Below are 20,054 nucleotides of genomic sequence, written 5' to 3' on the forward strand. Positions count from 1 at the left end.
CCAATCCAGTCTCCTAATCCTGATGACATTCTACGTTGTAACTCACTATGGTCTATAGATGATTCGGGTTTACTTGAAGGTTCTTTAGGTGGTGGAAGGTTTGGTTTATTAGATGGATATCTGATAATTTCTTCTGTGAATGTTCTAGCTCTTGAACCATGACATATTGCACCATATTTTTCTACGTAGGACGGTGTTGGTGGCCAGTAAACATTTGTGGGTATTGCGTCTACTCCAGTAGGTTTGAAATCTGTTGTATACTCACTCCCATCTTCACGTTTATACGTAGCACTTGTACAAACAAGGTGCTTATCGTGTAACTATCCCCTAAAATAACACAGCTCAAACGTAGAATTTCTTATAAAATACCCATAAGGAGTTTTAACATGAGCAAACGAATGACTGAAACCCAAATAGTATCAATTTTAAAAGAAGCAGAAGCTGGAATACCTGCCAAAGAGCTGTGCCGTAAATACGGTATTGCTAGTTCAACCTACTACAAGTGGAAGTCTAAATACGGAGGTATGGAAGCCTCTGACGTCAAGCGACTAAAAGAACTAGAAGAAGAAAACCGTAGGCTTAAACAGATGTATGCTGATTTAAGCCTCAAATCACAAATGCAGGAAGAAATCATAAAAAAGCTATAGCGCCTGTCCTTGAACGTAAAGTCTGGGCACAAGAACTGCAGGCGCAGTATGGTGTTAGTATTGTGGTTAGCTGTCAGGTGGTCTGCATGAGTCGAACTGCTTATTACTACAAGCCTAAACTATCTGATGACAGTGAGATTATTGATGTCTTAAATGAGCTTACTGACAAGCATAATCGCTGGGGTTTTCCAAAGTGCTTTAAGCGTATGCGAGCACTTGGCTATTCATGGAATCACAAGCGCGTACATCGTGTTTACAAAGCGTTAAACTTAAACCTACGCCGTAAGACTAAAAGGCGACTGCCAGCACGCAATCCTCAGCCGCTAAGTGTGCCAAGTGCATTTGGGCATACTTGGTCTATGGACTTTATGAGCAATAAGCTACATAACAATATTCGCTTTCGAACCTTTAATGTGATTGATGATTATAACCGTGAAGTATTAGGCATTGATATTGGTACCAGCATCCCCTCACTTCGAGTGATTCGCTACCTTGATCAGCTAGCCGAGTGGCATGGTTACCCTAAGCAAATTCGTGTGGATAATGGTAGTGAGTTTACCTCACACGTATTCACTGATTGGGCATCGGCTCACGGTATTTACATTGACTATATCGAACCTGGTTGTCCTTATCAGAATGCTTATATTGAACGGTTTAATCGCAGTTATCGCAATGAGGTTTTAGATTGTTACCTTTTCAACAATTTAAACGAGGTCAATCAACTGACTGAAGATTGGATTGAGGTTTATAACACCCAAAGACCCCATGATTCACTTGATGATATGACACCTGCCCAGTACAGACAGGTGGCTTAACGATTCTACGATGATGTTGTGTTAAAGATGGGGTATTTACAATCGCTACATCCAATATGAAGAAAATTACAAAGAGGTCCATCTCCGTTAATTCCTCATGCTTGATTCATTGCCTCCTCTTTCGTAAGCCGGACTCCCTTTAAACCCAGGGGATCAATCCAACCCGTTGGATTTGGCGCATAAGCAAATACATTATCGCCACCCATCAGCCCAATCGGGTCTCTTGAGATAAACATGCCCAAATCAGGATCATAATAGCGGAAACGATTGTAGTGTAGCCCTGTTTCACTATCAAAACTCTGTCCTTGGAAACGTATCGGCTGTAGTTGATTTGAAGCAATCTTTAATTCGCCTATATTTTGCGTAATATACTTCTCTTTATAAATCTTACCCCACGCCTCATAGTCAGCAAGCCATACCACCTCACCATTTTCATTGGTTAACTCGTTGGGCGTACCAAGTTGATCATTATGATAGTAGTACACCTGTATGCTTTGATTATCATCATCTTTTAACCACACTGCTCTAGCAACAGGTGCAAAGCTATTTTGGTCATAGACGATGGTAAATACATTGTTGTCGCTATACTCTTGAATGAGTCTATAACTATGCCATAGCATGTGAGTGAACTGATAAGTGGGTTTGATTATTGCTTTTAAGGTGTAGCAGTCTTTAGTCAGTTGTCTGATGTCAATTTGTTTGGCTATATGCCGTCCAGAGACCTCATAGTTATAGCGGGAGGGGGTTTAGTTGACATTGTTGCTTTGGTATTCTCGCGTCAGGATTCTGATGATTTCGTTATTGGCGTTGTACTGTAATAGTAGTGCTTGACGAGCCTATGAGTGAGGGTTTGAAAACCATCTTGTAATTTAAAGATTTAGTCAGTACTATCAGTTGATAAATCTTCTAGTTTGTTAGAAGCCAATGCAAAACCCTGAGCTGCAGATTTTTCATACCAATATTTTGCTTTATCTAAGTCTTTATTTACACCTAGTCCTGATTCATACATATATCCAAGATTGTGTTGAGCTTCTGCATCGTTCATTTGTGCCGACTTCAATGCATAATCATATGAAGTTTTAAAGTCTTCAAAGTAATAGTAAACTTGAGATAAGCCTTTATAAGCCCTCAAAGGTGATTTTTCTATAGCTAATTCAAACCATTTCAATGCTTTTTCTAAATTTTGTTCAATTCCGTATCCCCCCAGTACATATACATTTCCTAAATTTGCTGCAGCTTGTCTACTATTATTATCATAAGCTAATAAGAAATACTCTTCAGCTTTTTTAAAATCTTTATCAACACCACAACCTGAATAATATAAAGTACCTAGACCATCAAAGGCTTCAGGATTATTTCTAGAAGCAGATTGACTAAACCAATATTTAGATTTTTTACAATCTTCTTCGACCCTACTAGAATTCATTAAGTAGTACATTCCTAATAACTGCTGTTTTTCATCTAAGGATAATCCATCCTCGTAAGCAATTTTGCATTGAGTACTATCCTTTCCTGTAGAATTTTCACATTCTTTTTCTAAAGTAAGTTTAACATTTGTACCTTGATTATAAGTACATGAACATAACAAAAATATTGATAATAATAGATGATTTTTCACATAAAACTCCTTATATTATTCACACCATACTAGGGGTCTACATAGTTTCCCAGAAACACCTGTACCACCGCCTAATGTAATACCACCTCCACTCGTTAGACTACCATCATCACCTGCACATAAGCTGGCATTAGCACCTACACCATAAGTAGCTGATGCCTCTAAACATTTTTGATTTGAATAACTAAGTCCATTTGGAGATGCACTATCCGTATTACTTTTATTAATCCCTCCACTAACTCTAGCTTCTGAACCTGCTGTGATACAAGGACTTATAGTATAACACTGAGTAGGTATGTTTTTATCATCATAACTTTTACCCCATCCAACACTAAACTCGAACCCTCCTAATGCTCTTCCAGTTGCACTAATATTAGTCATATGAGTAGTATTGGCACGATTTGGCCTAGCACTACTTGAAGAAGGAGTATAGTTTTTAGCATCATGTATAGCCCACTGCATACCTTCTGAATTCCCGTAATCTTCTAACATTCCCCATTCACTCAACCCCTACGGATCAACCCACCCTGTTGGATTAGGTGCATAAGCAAATACATTATTACCACCCTTTAGCCCAATTGGATCTCTTGAGATAAACATTCCCATATCATTATCATAATAGCGATAACGATTGTAATGTAGCCCTGTTTCACTATCAAAGCTCTGTCCTTGGAAACGTATCGGCTGTAATTGATTTGAAGCGATCTCTAATTCGCCTATATTTTGCGTAATATACTTTTCTTTATAAATCTCACCCCACGACTCATAGTCAGCCAACCAAACCACCTCACCATTTTCATTGGTTAACTCATTAGGCGTGCCAAGCTGGTCATTATGATAGTAATAAACGTGCAGGTTTAAGATATCAGCTAGTTTATCTTTTTTGCTATAGTCTTTTGCATAGTAAGGGTGCTCGCGGGGATCTATGCGTCTTTCTTTCTCCCACTGTTCAAACTTAGTTAACCACTCTTTGTCCTGCTGGTTCACTTGATCATTGATGGGATGTTCTTGTAGCCAAACTAACCTTGCTACTGGAGCAAAGCTTGCTTGGTCATAGACAGTGGGAATACATGAGTGTCGCTATACTCTTGAGCGATAGCCGATAAAAACCATCCTAAAGATGTGATTCATCATAGTGATAGTGGTGTTCAGTATTTAGCCATTCGCTATACTGATAAGATGGCTGATTCTGGCATCATTGCATCTGTTGGTGCGACAGGTGATTCATACGATAATGCATTATCTGAAACGGTTAAGGGGCTTTATAAAATTGAGGTGATTGATTATTTAAAGCAACAATGGCAAGGTGTGAGTGATGTTAAATTAGTAAATCTTGAATGGGTCGATTGGTTTAACAAAACACGTTTGCATAGTATAATTGGTTATGTGTCGCCTTTTTAGTTTGAGAGACGATGTTATGAAAGTCTTAGTGAGTCAGACAGAGCTGCCTGACTCAAGTAATCCACTCTCCGATATAGTCGGGGCCGTTCAGTCATTTTTTGTTCTTATAACCAATGATTAAACGTCTCATAAGTTCCACTATTAATGAATACTTCAACTATTTTCCACGGGTGTTCTGGTATTTGATTTATATTTAAATTTAAATAACAGTCAGCTATTACAGGACTTTTCAACAAATTAAATTTATTTAATGAATCTAAATCACCTCTATATTGTGCAGATATACCATGCGAAACTATGCTGATAAATCCAAGATCCATGACATCATATCCTATCGAAACTAAGTTAGCTTCTTCATAAACTGCTTGATCAGGATAAAAGTGGCACGCCTGAATCCAGTCCTCGTAATCTCTGACTTTCAAAATACAGGGATAAAAATTATATTCAAAGTAATTTAGAGACAAAGCATTTTTAGGCTGAAAATGTTCTACATATTCATCAGCCAATAGAAGACCATATTGGTCAAAGTATAATTGCTCAACCTTATTAACTTTACTCGTAGACTGCCATATTTCATCATCATACGATAATGAAAAATTATTATGATTAATATTTGGCTGTGCACAAACTCTAGTTGATAAATACATTATTTATACCTTAATGTGGATAGTTTGGTGGTCTTTTAGGACTACTATTTAAATTTATCCATGTTGACTTAATAAAACCAAAGTACTGATGCCCCCACTCACTTTTTTTACCATAATTCCAAAAACATTGACAGGTTCTAGTATTTTAATTTACAACGAAAATGTGATAGTGGGCCTTACCAGCATCGATACCTCTTTGATGAGTCTCAGGTCCTTGATAACCAATAGTCCCTTTTGGATACGGTTTACAAGGGGGACAAGGTTGACAGCTTGTACAAGGAGTATCAGTTGCAGTTTTTTGTTTAGGAGTATCTCCAGATACAGTCGCTCCTCCACCCAATATGAATGCTGCCAGGAGGCTGCCACCTATTCCGATACCACAACCTACAGGCCCTGCAGCACAACCTATAGCCCCAGCCGTCAACCCCAACGGATCAACCCACCCTGTTGGATTAGGTGCATAAGCAAATACATTATTACCACCCTTTAGCCCAATTGGATCTCTTGAGACAAACATTCCCATATCATTATCATAATAACGATAACGATTGTAGTGCAGCCCTGTTTCACTATCAAAGCTCTGTCCTTGGAAACGTATCGGCTGTAGCGAAATTGAATCGATCTCTAATTCGCCTATATTTTGCGTAATATACTTCTCTTTATAAATCTCACCCCACGCCTCATAGTCAGCTAACCATACAACCTCACCATTTTCGTTGGTTAACTCGTTGGGAGTACCAAGCTGATCATTATGATAGTAGTACACCTGTATGCTTTGATTATCATCATCTTTTAACCACACTGCTATAGCAACAGGTGCAAAGCTGTATTGATCGTATATGGTAGTGAATACATGGGTATAAGAATATTCTTGGATAGCTTTGTCACCATCCCAGAGTATATAAGTAGCGTTACTTAGAATACTATCTTTATGGTTGATGTTACTTTGTTTGTGAATGCGCCGTCCAAAGGCATCATAATCATAGCGGGTGCAGGTTTGTTTGATATTGTTGCCTTAATATCCTCAAGTCAAGCTTTTAATGATTTCGTTGTTAGTTGACTTCATTCTAATAATCTAACTTAATACTTTTCTACTAAAGCCCCTATTCTATCTTTAAGTCTACAATTCGTGCTTAAAACCTATACCATAGTCAATATCAATTACTGTAGCTAACTTCCACAGCATCATTAAATGTTCTCCTTTAAAATCTAAAATATATCTTGCTTTGCTATTGTCAACTGAAATATATATATGCATGATACTTCCTAAATAATGATCACTTAAGATTTGTATATCTATATCTTTAATAGTTTGAATTACTTGTTCCATCCATTGGCTTAAATTATTTATTGACGTTTCGTGGAGTACGACTAATTTTTTATCACCCTCATCTTTTAAATAACAATCTAGCGGTAGTTTAGTCTCTAAATATCTTTGAACTGCATTTTTTTCCTCACTAATGTATGTCAAAACAAAATCAACTTTTACACTCATTTCAATAGTACTCCCAAGTCGGAATTATTGGACCTTTACAACCTTTGTGCCTTATTACAATAGAATTATCTTTACATTTACAAAGCTCATATAAGCTAACTTGAGCAGTTTTACCTAATATTCCATGCTTAATATCATGAGCATCTAAACCTTTTTCACTAATCTGCCAATCTGAAAGTCTTTGTTTGCAGTCATTATTATTATATTCACCAGTACATGAGTCCTCTATATCTGTTACACGACTAATACTTCTATCTTTATTAGCCATTTTTATAAAATCTTGATTACAAGAACCATCTGAACAGGCGCCAGCAGCTTTCGGCTTAACAGCTTCCCATAATAATCCTGATCCGCCCCTTAATGCTTTGCTTAGCACACTTGTTCCACTTAACCCCAACGGATCCACCCACCCCGTAGTATTAGGTGCATAAGCGAAGACATTTAAGCCTCCTTTTAATTCAATAGGATCTCTTGAAACAAACATCCCCATGTCAGGATCATAATAACGGAAACGGTTATAATGTAGCCCAGTTTCACTATCAAAGCACTGCCCTTGGAAACGTATCGGCTGAAGTTGATTTGAAGCAATCTTTAATTCGCCAATATATTGAGTGATATACTTTTCTTTATAAATCTCACCCCACGCTTCATAGTCAGCTAACCATACCACATCACCAATTTCGTTGGTTAACTCGTTGGGAGTACCAAGCTGATCATTATGATAGTAGTACACCTGTATGCTTTGATTATCATCATCTTCTAACCACACTGCTCTAGCAACAGGTGCAAAGCTGTTTTGATCGTATATGGTAGTGAATACTTGATCATCAGTATATTCTAGGATCGCTTTGTCACCATCCCAGAGCACATGAGTAGATTTTATTTGAATACTATCTTTTTGGTTGATGATACTTTGTTTGTGAATGCGCCGTCCAAAGGCATCATAATAGTAATGCGTAATAGTTGTAGTAGTATCGCTACCTTTATGATGTGTAAGCTCTGTTTTAATCAACTCGTTGTTAGGATTATAGCTAAAGCTTAGATCTTTTTTATACTGAACTAAGTTATTGACTGATTGGTATGGATTTGTAGTAATAGTTTTATGTACGACTCTTCCATGTTCATCATAACGGTAGCGTATGAGTTTACCATCGCTAATCAGTTCGGTAGGTCTACCTTTAATGCTGAATTGAGTAGGATTGTTTTGATTGGCAGATGTAGCAGTGTCTTTAGCAGACACTCGGTTACCTGTGGCGTCAAAGGCAAACTGTTCTACGATACTGCTGTTTTGGCTCCCTAGTATGTGATCGGTAAGACGGCCTAGTGCGTCATATTGATACTGATGACTACGTGTATACTGATCGGATGTGTCATTCATACCTGTGAGCAAGGTATGACCTTGGATGTCTGTAAGCTGTCCTAACGGGTCATACTGATATTGACTTTCTATGAATACTTTGTTATTGCAACTGGTTTAAGACAAAGGTCGAGGCATAGGGTAGTATCGGTAGGTAGTTGCAAAGCTTACCAGTTGGCGATTTAATTAAATGTACAGTTGATTAAAGCAACCTATTTCTTAAAATCTCAATTACTGAACGTAAGGCCATACAATACTTTTAAACCTTAAATATTTACTCAATATCATAAATAAAACGCTTACTATCGATTTCACCAAGATTTAAATAATCCAACTTATTCTGCTTTATATTTGTAATACCATCAGGTAATCTATCGTCATATAAGTAATAGCTTTCGTAATTATTAACTAATTTTATATACTGATCTTTAGAATTAGTACTAGTAAATAAACGATAGCAATCTGCTTCAATATTTAATTTGGTATTTGATTCAATAATAACACTATTAAAACTATCCCTTAATTTAGTGTCTTTTATCAGAGTGGGCAATGCTACATAATTTGCTATCATAGATTTTCGGAGTATTTCATAGTTGTCATCAATAGATATACAATAAGCAACTCCTAAATCCTGATAATCTTTTAGGACTTTTTCATCTTCTTCAAGCGTCTCTGATAAATACAAATCAAAATCAATAAATTTCCTTATCTCAACAATACCAAGGTTTAAATAATCAAGACGATCTTGAATAGGGTCATACCCATGTTCAACAGAGTACAAATTTTTATCTTTCATAAAATTTCGATAAAAATCATATGAGTAACCGTCTCTATAGGTTTGACGACAAGTTTCTTCATCATGTTTTTTAATATTTTGAGATATTTCAAAATTAGCCAGCTTGTCTTTTACTTTATCTCTATTAGTTAATCTAGCCAAAGGATACATTTCATTGTAATATTCCATAGATGTGGTCATATAATCATCTTCACTAATACAATGCTTAATTCCCAATCTCTTAAGCTGGCTAAATGCTGTCATATCTTGCAAAAACTTATTCTGTATAGCTGTTATAAAATAATCATTTTCAGATTCATCAACTTTATATAATCTTGATGGATATATTTTGTTGTTATTTTCACTAGATGAATGTCTACGTTCATTTATAGAAAGTTTTCGTTCAACATTGTCTTTATTATTATCTGACGAAAGATCAGATGAAGAAATCTGAATGGGATTACAACCAATTACAGCCAGTAAACAAGATGTATAAAAGAATATTTTGAACATTGACATGTTATTGTAACTCCCAAAAGTGTATTTCACCATGACCACGAATATAAATATGGCCACCAACAACATCGGCATTTTTCCGAATCCATAATGTAGCATGACCAGATATTGTAGTATTAGGAAAAGCATCTACTATGATATACACTCTATTCATAATTTGCCCATTAAGGCTGTTAATAAGTCTTGCTACACTTGCAAGGTCTTGAGGTTTATCAATAATAACATCTGCTTTTCCCCATAAATCATTTCTAGATAAATAATTTTTTAATCCCTTTGCGCTAGCTATAAACCCCTTATTATAGAATTTATGATTACGTTGGTTGATTAGGAAGTCTTTAGGTATCCACATTCCTCCATTTAATAAACCTAACGACACTCGAGTGGCGCAAGCATTATTGAGCTTTTCATCATCGTAATTTGGCCCTCTTAAGGAGGTAAAAACCTGTTTTGCTGACAAATCATCATTACCACTACTATTTAAAGGATAACCTTGATAGACACTTCTCCAAGATGGTCGACGCGGCTCTAGAGTTTTCCTTTGTATGTTAACCCTAACTTACTTTGTATTATTAATTGAAGGCTTTGTCACTGCTAGAGTTGTTGGTAACTCTCGGTATCTATAATTCCCTCTTGAAGAAAACGTACTTAGCTTATATGTTTTAATAATATCATTATTTAACTTAATATAGATATTGACTTGAGTGATATGAGAAGGAAGCCTAAACTCCCTAGTTCTAAGGTATGTTCCTTCATGAAAAAACATTTGATTCACTTCATAGCTTTCCTCCATATAATTCGCCATTACGTTAGGTAAGTAATAACAAATATCCATATCAAATTTATATTGTCTGGAGTCTATATTTCTAGGGACCTTAACTTTTAAAGCAAAATACTTAGTCATAATTTATGTGCCTATATCTCATCATTAACTATCACATGTAGCTCATATTCTAAAGATTGATCATCAACCAATATCTTTAACTTACCTTCATGATCTGTCGTATGCAGCTCTGTAGAACCATCGGGTTTAAACAGTAAACATTTAGTTCTCGCTAAAGGCACTCCATCTTGGTCTTTAACGACATAACGTAAATAATAATCTAAGTTATCGAGCAGTTTAGCCGTCGGCAAATGCACAGTAGGAGATCCACCCCCACCCCCACTGCCCCAATCAACCTTACTCGCCTTATACCCTGCTTGTTTAGGCGTAATTAAAGTCACATTACCGCCACTCATCTCAATACCACTACCCGCCGCTTTTAGGCTTAGCGTATCAGGGGCGATAAACTTTATCTCATCTCGGCTATGGATGCGCAGTATCTGTTCACTATCAAGGCGCATCTCGTCCGTATGCGCTTGTATTGTCACATCGCCATGCGCAGCAGTGTGGGTCTGAGCTTTATTACTATATAGATGTATATTGCCAGCGGCTAGCTGATTGAGCTGAGTTTGACTGTGGTAATAAGTGTTATCAATGGCGTGACTGTGGCTGCTTTTGGTGCTGGTATGTTGACTGTGTTGTCCAATGAGCAGTGCTAGTTGTCGCTGTGAGTCGATCATGAGGTGCGACTTTTCCAATTGTCCTAACACTATTGCTTGGATGTTGGTGTCTTGACTAATACTTGCATAGGGAGTGCTCTCTACTGAGTCTTTAGAGTCTTGGGCGACTCCGACAGGCTGATGATGCTCGGTGAGTTGACTTTAAGTCAGTTGCTGCTGGTCAACGGTTTGTAGTTTGCATTGGCTGTGATAACGCAAGTTGGCGTTATGTCTGCGCTATAGCTTGTTAAGTGGACGCCACTTGCGCCTTGGCTATTTCCGGCCGCTTTAGTCTCAATGCTAATGCCTTGTCCTCGTGCGTAGCTGATTGAGTCTGACTAGCTATTATAAGCATACACTGCCCATGCAAATAAGCTTACGTTAATTAGAATGATTAATACCCATCTGACATTAACTTCCCAGTTTTTACCTTCAAAGGCAAGTTTTGCCTCAGGCGTTATCGGCTGTATCGGATATGGATTATCCTTACCATCCCATGTGAGCATCTGTTTAACGTCAGGATGTAATATGGCTTGTTTGGTACATTGATAGCCATTTGCTTGTAATAAGTTACCTAATGCTATGAGCGAGCCTATTATAAAGACAATAATTTGATCGCCGCCTGAATGGTTGCTAGGTAGGATGCCGTTTTTACGGTAAATGATGTCAGCACAGGCAAATAGTGATTTGCTGGTGTCTTCGGGATAAGCTTGGAATAACTTTGGGTCTATCGGTAACTCTTTGGCATCGCTTTCCATATAGGTACGGATAAAGGCCCATTGTACCCTTGGGTCTACTCTATAATCCTCTAGCTTCATGTGATGAGTAATGTCGCCTGTTTTAGGATCTGCGACATATAGGTTGAGCGGTGTATATGCTTGGTTGTATGGGTCCTGATGCAAGTCTGGATGAACGTCTTTATAATCGACTATTTTAAGCTCATACGGTTGTCTAATTTTCCAAAAGGGACGATAGTAGTAGGCTATTTTTTGCTCTTTTTTTAAAAAGTAATATTGGGTTCGGTAGGGATTTTTTTTGAAAAGTTGATAAATGAGTAGAAATAAAGGTGTTGCAAAGACAATCAGCCATAACACAGTAAGTATTGAATCAAAAACACTAAAAGTGTCATTAATAAATACAACTTCTCCAATATCTTGTAAAAAAAAGTTTCCTAACCAAAATAAAGAAAAATAAACCCATCCAATAGCAAAATAAAACACCCAAAAGTAGGCAGGTAAAAAGGTTAGATAGTCAGGATTGATATTCTTTATTTCTTTGTTTAGATGTTCGACATCCTCAATACTATCAAATAAGCTTTTGTCTATATCGGCTGTATAAGGTCTATCAATAGGATTCTTTAACTCACTAATATGCTTAGCAAAGTCATTACGCAATTGCATATGATTATCCTTATCGACTTGTGATGCTAGTTCGTAGCTGATAGTGCGGATACATACTTAAGTTGAGCGCATACTTGACTACTGCTCTAATTTTATTAATTAAATCGAATAATGCTTGCAATGTCTTAAGTCGTTAAAACACTTATGGTCTGACCCTCTTTAGTAATCATCAAGATAGCCTAAAAATAATGCGTAAAAAAACCCAATAATACTGAGTATTAGTAAGGTATGTAATATCCATATAATTCGCCAACGCCATATAAACCATTTGCTTTGGTTATTAATCACTTTAATACGGTATGGATTTATGTTTGGGTCTATATAGGGATTTGGCGCATCTGGTGGGTAGCGTAGATGCTTGTACTGGGGTTCGTCTAGTATGTTGCGTCCTTTAGACTGTATCCAGCCACCTCCGAGTTTGATATAGGCTTGTAGTATTAATAATGGAATGTACCACGGCCATACTCTAAAGTTTTGAGTGACACCATAACTTGGTAAGATGCTGTCGGTATATAGATAGAGCTTGTGCTCTTTAGTTGTTTTTGGCGGATCAAAAGGTGTAATTGGTGGTAGGCTGTTTGCGTCCTTTTCCATGTAGTTTCGGATAAACTGCCACTGTGCTCTGGCATAATCATCCGAGGTGGCTGGAAATGATGAAACCAGTTGATTAATAATATTGCGATCGTCATCTAGCCAGTTAAGTTGTAAAAAGTAGGTTCGACTCATACCCCCTGCACTGACGATGTTGACGCTTTTGACACTGGCATGGATGTCTTTATATGGCAGTTCATTGATACCATGGTAGTCGACTTTTATGCTACCGTCTTCTTGAGTGACGTTATATTGCAAGATGCGCTGGCCTACTTTATCAAAGGCGTCTATGGGTTTGTCGCTGTCGGTAAGCTTTGAGACTTTGCGGAGCATTGCATAGGGTATACCAAAAAATATTAATATTAAAACTATACCAGATAATATATACACGAGACCCCCAGAGAAAAGTTCAATGAGAAGTGCTGGTATCATGATTATAAAAAGAACTAAGTAACAAATAATTATTACCAAACCACCTTCATTTAGCATACTACTACCGACATCATTAAAGGTCATTGCATAAGGCGTGATGCCGCGCACGTCTTTTGCTACATACAGCGTATTTGGGTGGTCTGATGGCACATCTTCTACCTCACTGTAGGGACGGGGTAGTAAAGTGATACTGGTTGTATTTTGGGCTGGTAAAGCTTTCATCTTTTAATGGCTCTTTATTCTTATTCATCTAAAAAGCTAGATAGTTAGGATTTATTTTTTTATTTCTTCGTACAAATGTTCTACGCCTTTTTTTTAACTTCAAATAATCATTTGTCTATATCGGTTGTATACGGTCGATCAATAGGATTATCTAATTCACTGATATGTTTGGCAAAGTCATCTCGAAGTTGCATATTATTATCCTTATCGACTGGTGACTGTCGTGCGTAGCTGATTGAGTCTGACTAGCTATTATAAGCATACACCGCCCAAGCAAATAAACTGGCATTAATCAGTATGATATATACCCATCTGACGTTAACCTCCCAGTTCTTGCCTTCAAAGGCAAGCTTTGCTTCAGGGGTTATCGGCTGTATGGGGTATGGGTTGTCTTTGCCATCCCATGTGAGCATCTGTTTAACGTCAGGATGTAGTATGGCTTGTTTGGTGCATTGATAGTGATTGGCTTGGAATAGGTTACCCAGTGCTATGAGCGAGCCTATTATAAAGACGATGATTTGATCACCGCCTGAATGGTTACTTGGCAGCACACCTGTTTTACGGTAAATAATATCAGCACAGGCAAATAGGGATTTGCCGGTGTCTTCAGGGTAGGCTTGGCAACACTTTGGGTCTATGGGTAGCTCTTTGACGTCGCTTTCCATATAGGTGCGGATAAATGCCCATTGCACTCTTGGGTTTACTCTATAATCCTCAAGTTTCATGTGATGGGTGATATCCCCTGTTTCCGTGTCTGCTACATAAAGATTAAGCGGGGTGTATGCTCTGTTGCCTTTGTCTTGATGTAGGTCTGGAATAACGTCTTTATAATCGACTATTTTTAGTTGATAAGGCTCTCGAAACTTCATCAATGGACGATAATAGTACGCTATCTTCTGCTCTTGTTTTAAAAAGTAGTATTGGGTGCGGTAGGGATATTTTTTAAAAAATTGGTAAAGAAGAAGAAGTAATGGGCCTACAAATACAATAAAATTAAATATAATAATTAAAATATCAAATAAGAATAAAGCAGAATTGCTACTTTCTAATAATCTAATCTCGCTTCCAAAGAAGCTGACAAACATAAAGGCTGTAAAATAAACCCACCCAATAGCAAAATAAAATATCCAAAAGTAAGCAGGGAAAAAGGTTAGATAGTCAGGGTTGATATTTTGAATCTCTTTATTTAAATGCTCAATATCTTGTTGCCTGGCAAATAGCTTTTTGTCTATATCGGTTGTATACGGACGGTCAATCGGATTATCTAATTCACTGATATGTTTGGCAAAGTCATCACGTAATTGCATAATAATAGCGTCTTATTAACTGGTTATTGTGGTGCGTAGCTGGTAGTGCGGATTAACGCTGGGATTAAACGAATAAAAGACGACGGTTCTTAATTTTTCAATTTGAACGTCAAGATTATCTTTTGCTCTTTGTCTTGCCTCTTGCATACGCTGCTGTGTATGTGGGTTTAAAGTACCTTCTCTTGCTGACCCTATATATTGACCCTTAAAATGTTTTGTTTTAGGGATATCTAAGGTGACTTTTAAGCCCTCATCAATGATCACCGCTTTATTCTGATTTTTTAATGCACTGATGCTATACTGTTGTCTATCTAAACCAAGGGATTGATCGTTTATGCCTATATAATGTATTTCAAGTTCGCTATTCTCCCTCCATTGACTGATTATAACCTCTACTTGCCCTGTTAGTATTTCATCAAAACCCTCACTATGACGTTTAAATCTTGGCTTTAGCTGTATTTCGATTAATGCCAATGTATAGGCATGTAAATCTTCTTGTAGATTTTCCATAGCTCGAATCTTAAAAGGGTTGTTGGGGTAGTCATCATTGAGCATTTCTTGATTACCGAATACACCAGCATCCAACCAATAATGAATGGGCAGTATATTGCTTTTATCGTATCGAAAGGCAACCCATTGGGCAATAAGGCTGATCCCCCATGACGCTGCCATAACCCCTAATAACCAAGGCATGGTAGAACCCAGTGCAATAGCCATACCCGATACACCGGCGACACCTGCAGCACCTATAGCTATATTAGTAGCTCGTCTGCTTACTCTACTCTCATTCTCAACATGTTTTTGTCGAGCTATATTTAAACTATAAACCTCAAACCCTGCCCCCACGGCCCCAAGCACACCGACACCTAAGCTAAGCCGTGCAATCCAAGCGCTACGGGCAACTTTCATTTGCATTCCTGCATTGACCACATCTAAGCTGGCAGAAGTCAGCGCCATTGTGCTACTCGCATAGCTCGTCATAAACTCAAGTGCGTCACGGTCGCCTCTAGCCGCCATGTTTGCAATACTATTTTTACCTATCCACATACTTCGCAGTTGAAACAGTCCTATACCTGCTGAGACTAAGGCCGCTTTGCCAGCAGAGATGCGCTCAAGTTGTCTGTATTGACCACTGATGGGATCAAGATCTTTGTTTAGTTGTGCAACCTGTGTGTCAAGGTCTGAATTAATGCTCTGGGTAGCGCCTGCTACGTCATCGCTTACGTACATAGTGATGATTTTTCGTGCTGTATTATCACCATTTGAACTTCTATCAAATATTTCAAGACCTTGTTGAGTAATATCATGGGTACTCATTAAATCAATAGCAATAGGGGTTTTTAAGTTTGAAGAATTATTAATGGCCTTAGTGTTTATTGCTGATGGTAGTAGACTTGAATGGGATTTTGCTTTGTTAATAGCATTACTTAAACGTTGCTCACTCCATTTAAGTATAGCTTCTGGACTGTACTTCAAAACTCTTTGAGCAAGCCTAAACCCTGTGGTTTGATGTACTGAAGCTTGTGTCCATAAGTCGAGCTTGTATAATAATTTATGGTTATCTTGGATATGACTTAAGTTAGCGCTCAGTGTCTGAATGATTTGCGCTTTATAATTGGCAAGGTTATTTATTTTTTCGACTCTATCTGCAATATTTGCTGTAATTTGATTGTTTTGGTTTTGAGTCTTAAACGCCATCACCCAGCTGGTCGTTGTACCAATAAAATCACTAGCTCGATCAAGCTTATCAAAGGTTGGTGCGTCATGCATCTTCTGTACATTACCAGTATTTAAACCAATTAGGGATTTGATGATATAATTTTTTTCAGGAGATATAGAGCCGTTAATAAATGGCAGTAGTGTTTGATTAAATTCGTCCTTAGCTGTGATATCAATAGTTCCCTGCGTATTGTTATTTGCCCATAAACTATCAGGGATACCTATGTTACTTTCATCAATACCAATGCCTTGAATTGCAGTAGCAGTAATTTTTGCATAGCCTACATGACTTTCTTCATCGTTTTCAGGAAAGTCATTTAGCATAACTTCTGCAAACTTAGGATTGTTAATAGCGTGAATAAACATTTTTTAGCTTGAGAAATAGCTTTCAAAACTTTAATTTCTAATACTTTTTGCAACAATAAAAAAAACTCCAGATCCTATAAAACAGATTAGACCTATTCCTAATGCTAAAGAATGTAATAAAATCAATTTAAAGTGTTTATCGATTAAAGATAAAGCTGATTTCTCATCTAAATTTGGAAAAATAGGCCCCGCTCCATTTTTAAACATAGGAAATTTACCTGTCCGTTTATAAATTAGATGATACTGTATAAATAATGGAACCAGAATGACATTCATAAAGAAAATATCCAACTTATCTATACCTTTATTATAGTTATCAGGATACCCGAAAAAATGCAGTGAAAGAGATTCTCTATTTCTTTTAATATAAAAGTAAATAATAATTAAAAACCCAAACCAACTTATAAAGCTAAATATAAATAATATACTGCCAATTGACATTAATATAATATAATCCATATAGTTCCTTAATCGATTATGATGACACCTAAAAATTCACCAAACTCTTGACCCAATAAGGTACCTGCATATCCAGTAGCCCCTCCTCCTATAGCTGCAGATACACCAACAACTGCTAGTCCAACCCCTCCGGTTCCCACTCCGAGTAGTAGAACTACAAATGCAGTTCCAGCTGCTGCACCTAGAGTTCCCCCAGTTATACTACCACCAACTTTAAAGGTTTCTTTTATCGCTGTTTTATGACCATAAGACCTATCTCCTGTATCATAAGCCTGCTTAATATTAATACCTGCGTCAGCCACACTTACTGCAACAAGCAAATTGCCACCAAATTTTGTATACTTGGTAACTTTACCTAAGCTTTTGTAGTTTTCGAATAAACCTGATATACCTCTATTGGTTGTCGTAGATCTAGCATATATATCTTCTTTAATTATGTTTCTGAGTTTAGTTGTCCTAACTCCAGTCTCTTCTCTAAAAAAACTCATAGACCATGCATTATCAAAGTCTCTAATCAAATCTGAAAATTTTATTCTGAATTGACTAAAATGTTTAGGATTTGCAAGCTTAGTTTTATTTGCTTTTTCAAGCTCCATTGCTTCAACTAAACTTTTATAATTACTAGTCACTCTTTTATTTACTGCTTCATTAAAATGAATATTACCTTGATAAAGGGTAGTAGCTACAGTCGTACCATTAAAATCAGCTTCAACAGGTTCGTTTGTAGCAGCTACAAATTCAGATGAATTATAAATACTGTTTAACACATCTAGATTGTTAGCAAACATAACGGGATCAAAACTCGGATCCCTTTTTAATTCTTCTATTTTATTTTTAGCTGACCTTGCTTCACTTTTAACTCTTTTCAACTCTCTATTTTCAGTAGAAGTATTAGATAATACGACAACGTCACCGGGTTGTAGCTCGAGAATAGGATTACCTACTAAATGTGGGTTATTTGCTCTAAATATATTTTCTTCCCTAGAAGTAGGGGTATATCTATAGATTCTACTTAAAAAACTTTTTATAGACTCTCTTTTCTTAACCAGATACCAAGCAACTTCTGTATTATCAACATAAACTTCCTTTATAGTATTAGGGTCTTTTCGAGTTGCCGCTGTAGTTGTTTTTAAAGGATAAGTGCTATATAGACCCCTTTTTTTTCATAAGGCTTTGCAGTTTTTTTTAATTAGATTGCCTTCCTGGTCTTTAATATAATAAGTGATTTTTGATATGGTACCGTTAGGCAGTTGATGCTCTTTGCTTTTTCCTTGATTGTTAAATGTTTGATTTATTATATTGTCTACTTTAGGACCAGTTGGTCTTTGATAGTTTCTTAAACCATCTTCATATTTGATCTCAAGATCATATATATACTTATGTATATCTTCCGTACTAGGTATAGTTAGCTTTAATCCTGTATATTGAGTTGCCATCATTGACTTCCTCTATTATGAACTGACTTTTCATCTTGAAAAATGACTTCATCTTCAAAATCATTAACTATAACATGTAGTTCATATTCTAAAGATTGATCATCAACCAATACCTTTAATTTACCTTCATGATCTGTCGTATGTAGCTCTGTAGATCCATCGGGTTTAAACAGTAAACACTTAGTTCTCGCTAAAGGCACTCCGTCTTGGTCTTTAACAATAAATCGTAAATAATGATCCATGTTCTCAAGCAGCTTAGCCCTCGGCAAATGCACAGCAGAAGATCCACCCCCACCCCCACTACCCCAATCCACCTTACTGGCTTTATACCCTGCTTGTTTATGCGTTAATAATGTCACATTACCGCCACTCATCTAAATACCACTACCCGCCGATTTTAGGCTGAGCGTATCGGGGGCGATAATATCTATCTCATCGCGGCTATGGATGCGTAATACTTTCTCACTGTCTAGACGCATCTGATCCGTATGCGCTTGTATTGTCACATCACCTTGAGCGGCGGTGTGGGTCTGGGCTTTGTTGCTGTAGTAATGAATGTCGCCTGCCACTAGCTGGTTCATCTGGGTTTGGCTGTGATCATGGGTGTTGTCTGTGGCGTGGCTATGGTTGCTCTGGGTGCTGGTCTGCTGGCTGTGTTGTCCACTGATCAGTGCTAGGTGACGCTGGGAGTCGATCATGAGGTGAGGCTGTTGCCACTTTCCTGATTCATTTAGGCTGTTGTCATTGGTATCTAGGCTGTTGTCATTGGTATCACGGCTTATTCCAGCAAAGGGCGTTCCTTGTTCTGCGCTGTTGCTCTTATTATGACTGCTACCCTCAAGTCCTACCGCTTAATGGGTTTCTCTTAGCATCTAATAGGCTTGCTGATGCTGGTCGGCAGTTTGCAAGCGGCTATGACTGTTATGACTCATGTGCTGTGTTGATTGCTGGCTACTAATATGAATGCCTGTGCTACCTTGTACATTGCTAGCCGCTTTGGTCTCTAGGCTTATTCCTTGTCCGCGTGCTTGTCCTCGGGTGTGGTCGCTGTGCTGGTATAGGTGTCCTAGCGTTACACTACACTGGTAGCTGGTGCTATAGAGATTTATTTGTGGACTCTCAGGGTGGGTGTCAAACATGAGCTGGTTATAGCCGTTGGTGGCGCTGTCTTTGGTGGCGTCGCATGTGCGGCTAGTATCAATGCTTTGGGTTTTGATGCCATCAATGGGGTGCGCGTGGCTTTGATCAATAAACCAAGTGGGGCTGGTGGCGTCAATGAAATCAGTATCACTGGCGATAAAAATATTTAACC

At 37.6% G+C, this 20,054-nt stretch carries 24 protein-coding genes and 1 pseudogene; 4 read left to right on the plus strand and 21 right to left on the minus strand.

Features of this window, described 5'->3' with window-relative positions; all coding sequences use genetic code 11:
* Positions 1-386 precede the first annotated feature (386 nt).
* Positions 387-1,462 (plus strand): IS3 family transposase gene (locus AC21OH_RS05155; RefSeq protein ID WP_491139564.1). Its coding sequence is split into 2 segments (ribosomal slippage): positions 387-642 and positions 642-1,462, totalling 1,077 coding nucleotides; the frame shifts between segments, so codons are not numbered across the junction.
* Positions 1,463-1,557: 95 nt separating this feature from the next.
* On the opposite strand, the gene AC21OH_RS05160 is transcribed toward AC21OH_RS05155, so the two are convergent.
* The 4 genes from AC21OH_RS05160 to AC21OH_RS05175 form a co-directional block, all read right to left on the minus strand.
* On the minus strand, positions 1,558-2,082 hold the full coding sequence (locus AC21OH_RS05160; RefSeq protein ID WP_491140241.1) for an RHS repeat domain-containing protein: 525 nt from the start codon (positions 2,080-2,082) through the stop codon (positions 1,558-1,560).
* 257 nt (positions 2,083-2,339) lie between these two features.
* On the minus strand, positions 2,340-3,080 hold the full coding sequence (locus AC21OH_RS05165; RefSeq protein ID WP_487371724.1) for a tetratricopeptide repeat protein: 741 nt from the start codon (positions 3,078-3,080) through the stop codon (positions 2,340-2,342).
* A gap of 15 nt (positions 3,081-3,095) precedes the next feature.
* The gene (locus tag AC21OH_RS05170) at positions 3,096-3,572 is read right to left on the minus strand and encodes a hypothetical protein (RefSeq protein WP_491140246.1); all 477 of its coding nucleotides are present in this window, start codon (positions 3,570-3,572) and stop codon (positions 3,096-3,098) included.
* Between the two features lie 18 nt (positions 3,573-3,590).
* The gene (locus AC21OH_RS05175) at positions 3,591-4,067 is read right to left on the minus strand and encodes an RHS repeat domain-containing protein (RefSeq protein ID WP_487371570.1); all 477 of its coding nucleotides are present in this window, start codon (positions 4,065-4,067) and stop codon (positions 3,591-3,593) included.
* A gap of 105 nt (positions 4,068-4,172) precedes the next feature.
* On the opposite strand from AC21OH_RS05175, the pseudogene AC21OH_RS05180 reads away from it, so the two are divergent.
* Positions 4,173-4,481: pseudogene (locus AC21OH_RS05180) on the plus strand (integrase core domain-containing protein); the annotation flags it as partial.
* Positions 4,482-4,585: 104 nt separating this feature from the next.
* On the opposite strand, the gene AC21OH_RS05185 reads toward AC21OH_RS05180, so the two are convergent.
* Together AC21OH_RS05185 and AC21OH_RS05190 are read right to left on the minus strand one after the other, a co-directional pair.
* The gene (locus AC21OH_RS05185) at positions 4,586-5,128 is read right to left on the minus strand and encodes a hypothetical protein (RefSeq protein WP_486547888.1); all 543 of its coding nucleotides are present in this window, start codon (positions 5,126-5,128) and stop codon (positions 4,586-4,588) included.
* Between the two features lie 145 nt (positions 5,129-5,273).
* Entirely contained in the window at positions 5,274-5,930 is a 657-nt protein-coding gene (locus AC21OH_RS05190) for an RHS repeat-associated core domain-containing protein (RefSeq protein WP_491140249.1), read from the minus strand.
* A gap of 129 nt (positions 5,931-6,059) precedes the next feature.
* Here AC21OH_RS05190 and AC21OH_RS05195 point away from each other — a divergent pair, with 129 nt between their 5' ends.
* Positions 6,060-6,188, plus strand: coding sequence for a hypothetical protein (locus tag AC21OH_RS05195; protein WP_487371568.1), 129 nt, complete (start codon positions 6,060-6,062; stop codon positions 6,186-6,188).
* Between the two features lie 60 nt (positions 6,189-6,248).
* Here the strand turns inward: AC21OH_RS05195 and AC21OH_RS05200 are convergent, their stop codons facing one another.
* The 15 genes from AC21OH_RS05200 to AC21OH_RS05270 all read right to left on the minus strand — a co-directional run bounded on the left by AC21OH_RS05200 (position 6,249) and on the right by AC21OH_RS05270 (position 19,881).
* Positions 6,249-6,623: a hypothetical protein gene (locus AC21OH_RS05200; protein WP_487371567.1), complete on the minus strand. Its 375-nt coding sequence runs from the start codon at positions 6,621-6,623 to the stop codon at positions 6,249-6,251.
* A gap of 1 nt (position 6,624) precedes the next feature.
* A complete protein-coding gene (locus AC21OH_RS05205) occupies positions 6,625-8,013 on the minus strand; it encodes an RHS repeat domain-containing protein (protein WP_487371566.1) in 1,389 nt (462 codons plus the stop codon).
* 241 nt (positions 8,014-8,254) lie between these two features.
* Positions 8,255-9,274 (minus strand): hypothetical protein, encoded by a 1,020-nt coding sequence (locus AC21OH_RS05210; RefSeq protein WP_487371565.1) that lies wholly within the window; start codon positions 9,272-9,274, stop codon positions 8,255-8,257.
* A gap of 1 nt (position 9,275) precedes the next feature.
* On the minus strand, positions 9,276-9,728 hold the full coding sequence (locus AC21OH_RS05215; RefSeq protein WP_487371564.1) for a T6SS effector amidase Tae4 family protein: 453 nt from the start codon (positions 9,726-9,728) through the stop codon (positions 9,276-9,278).
* Between the two features lie 455 nt (positions 9,729-10,183).
* On the minus strand, positions 10,184-10,831 hold the full coding sequence (locus AC21OH_RS05220) for a DUF2345 domain-containing protein (RefSeq protein ID WP_491140253.1): 648 nt from the start codon (positions 10,829-10,831) through the stop codon (positions 10,184-10,186).
* 317 nt (positions 10,832-11,148) lie between these two features.
* Positions 11,149-12,210, minus strand: a complete 1,062-nt coding sequence (locus AC21OH_RS05225) for a DUF6708 domain-containing protein (RefSeq protein WP_491140255.1) — start codon at positions 12,208-12,210, stop codon at positions 11,149-11,151.
* Positions 12,211-12,369: 159 nt separating this feature from the next.
* Positions 12,370-13,455: a hypothetical protein gene (locus AC21OH_RS05230; RefSeq protein ID WP_491140256.1), complete on the minus strand. Its 1,086-nt coding sequence runs from the start codon at positions 13,453-13,455 to the stop codon at positions 12,370-12,372.
* A 245-nt stretch (positions 13,456-13,700) separates the two neighbouring features.
* Entirely contained in the window at positions 13,701-14,762 is a 1,062-nt protein-coding gene (locus tag AC21OH_RS05235) for a hypothetical protein (RefSeq protein WP_487371647.1), read from the minus strand.
* Between the two features lie 15 nt (positions 14,763-14,777).
* Complete coding sequence (locus AC21OH_RS05240; RefSeq protein ID WP_487371646.1) at positions 14,778-16,847, minus strand: hypothetical protein; 2,070 nt, start codon at positions 16,845-16,847, stop codon at positions 14,778-14,780.
* 30 nt (positions 16,848-16,877) lie between these two features.
* Positions 16,878-17,306, minus strand: coding sequence for a hypothetical protein (locus AC21OH_RS05245; protein ID WP_487371645.1), 429 nt, complete (start codon positions 17,304-17,306; stop codon positions 16,878-16,880).
* An 8-nt stretch (positions 17,307-17,314) separates the two neighbouring features.
* Positions 17,315-18,175: a hypothetical protein gene (locus tag AC21OH_RS05250; protein WP_491140260.1), complete on the minus strand. Its 861-nt coding sequence runs from the start codon at positions 18,173-18,175 to the stop codon at positions 17,315-17,317.
* Between the two features lie 294 nt (positions 18,176-18,469).
* On the minus strand, positions 18,470-18,745 hold the full coding sequence (locus AC21OH_RS05255) for a hypothetical protein (protein ID WP_487371325.1): 276 nt from the start codon (positions 18,743-18,745) through the stop codon (positions 18,470-18,472).
* Positions 18,742-19,116 carry a hypothetical protein gene (locus tag AC21OH_RS05260; RefSeq protein WP_487371324.1) on the minus strand — a complete coding sequence of 125 codons (375 nt, stop codon included), beginning with the start codon at positions 19,114-19,116 and terminating at the stop codon, positions 18,742-18,744. The genes AC21OH_RS05255 and AC21OH_RS05260 overlap by 4 nt, the downstream gene beginning before the upstream one ends.
* Positions 19,117-19,440, minus strand: coding sequence for a DUF2345 domain-containing protein (locus tag AC21OH_RS05265; RefSeq protein ID WP_491140262.1), 324 nt, complete (start codon positions 19,438-19,440; stop codon positions 19,117-19,119). It abuts the gene before it with no gap.
* Positions 19,441-19,614: 174 nt separating this feature from the next.
* A complete protein-coding gene (locus tag AC21OH_RS05270) occupies positions 19,615-19,881 on the minus strand; it encodes a type VI secretion system Vgr family protein (protein ID WP_487371323.1) in 267 nt (88 codons plus the stop codon).
* Between AC21OH_RS05270 and AC21OH_RS05275 the strand changes: the two genes are divergently transcribed.
* A complete protein-coding gene (locus tag AC21OH_RS05275) occupies positions 19,867-20,052 on the plus strand; it encodes a hypothetical protein (RefSeq protein WP_487371322.1) in 186 nt (61 codons plus the stop codon). The two genes, AC21OH_RS05270 and AC21OH_RS05275, sit on opposite strands and share 15 nt — an antisense overlap.
* Positions 20,053-20,054: the final 2 nt, after the last annotated feature.

The organism is Psychrobacter sp. CX10, from assembly GCF_057621575.2.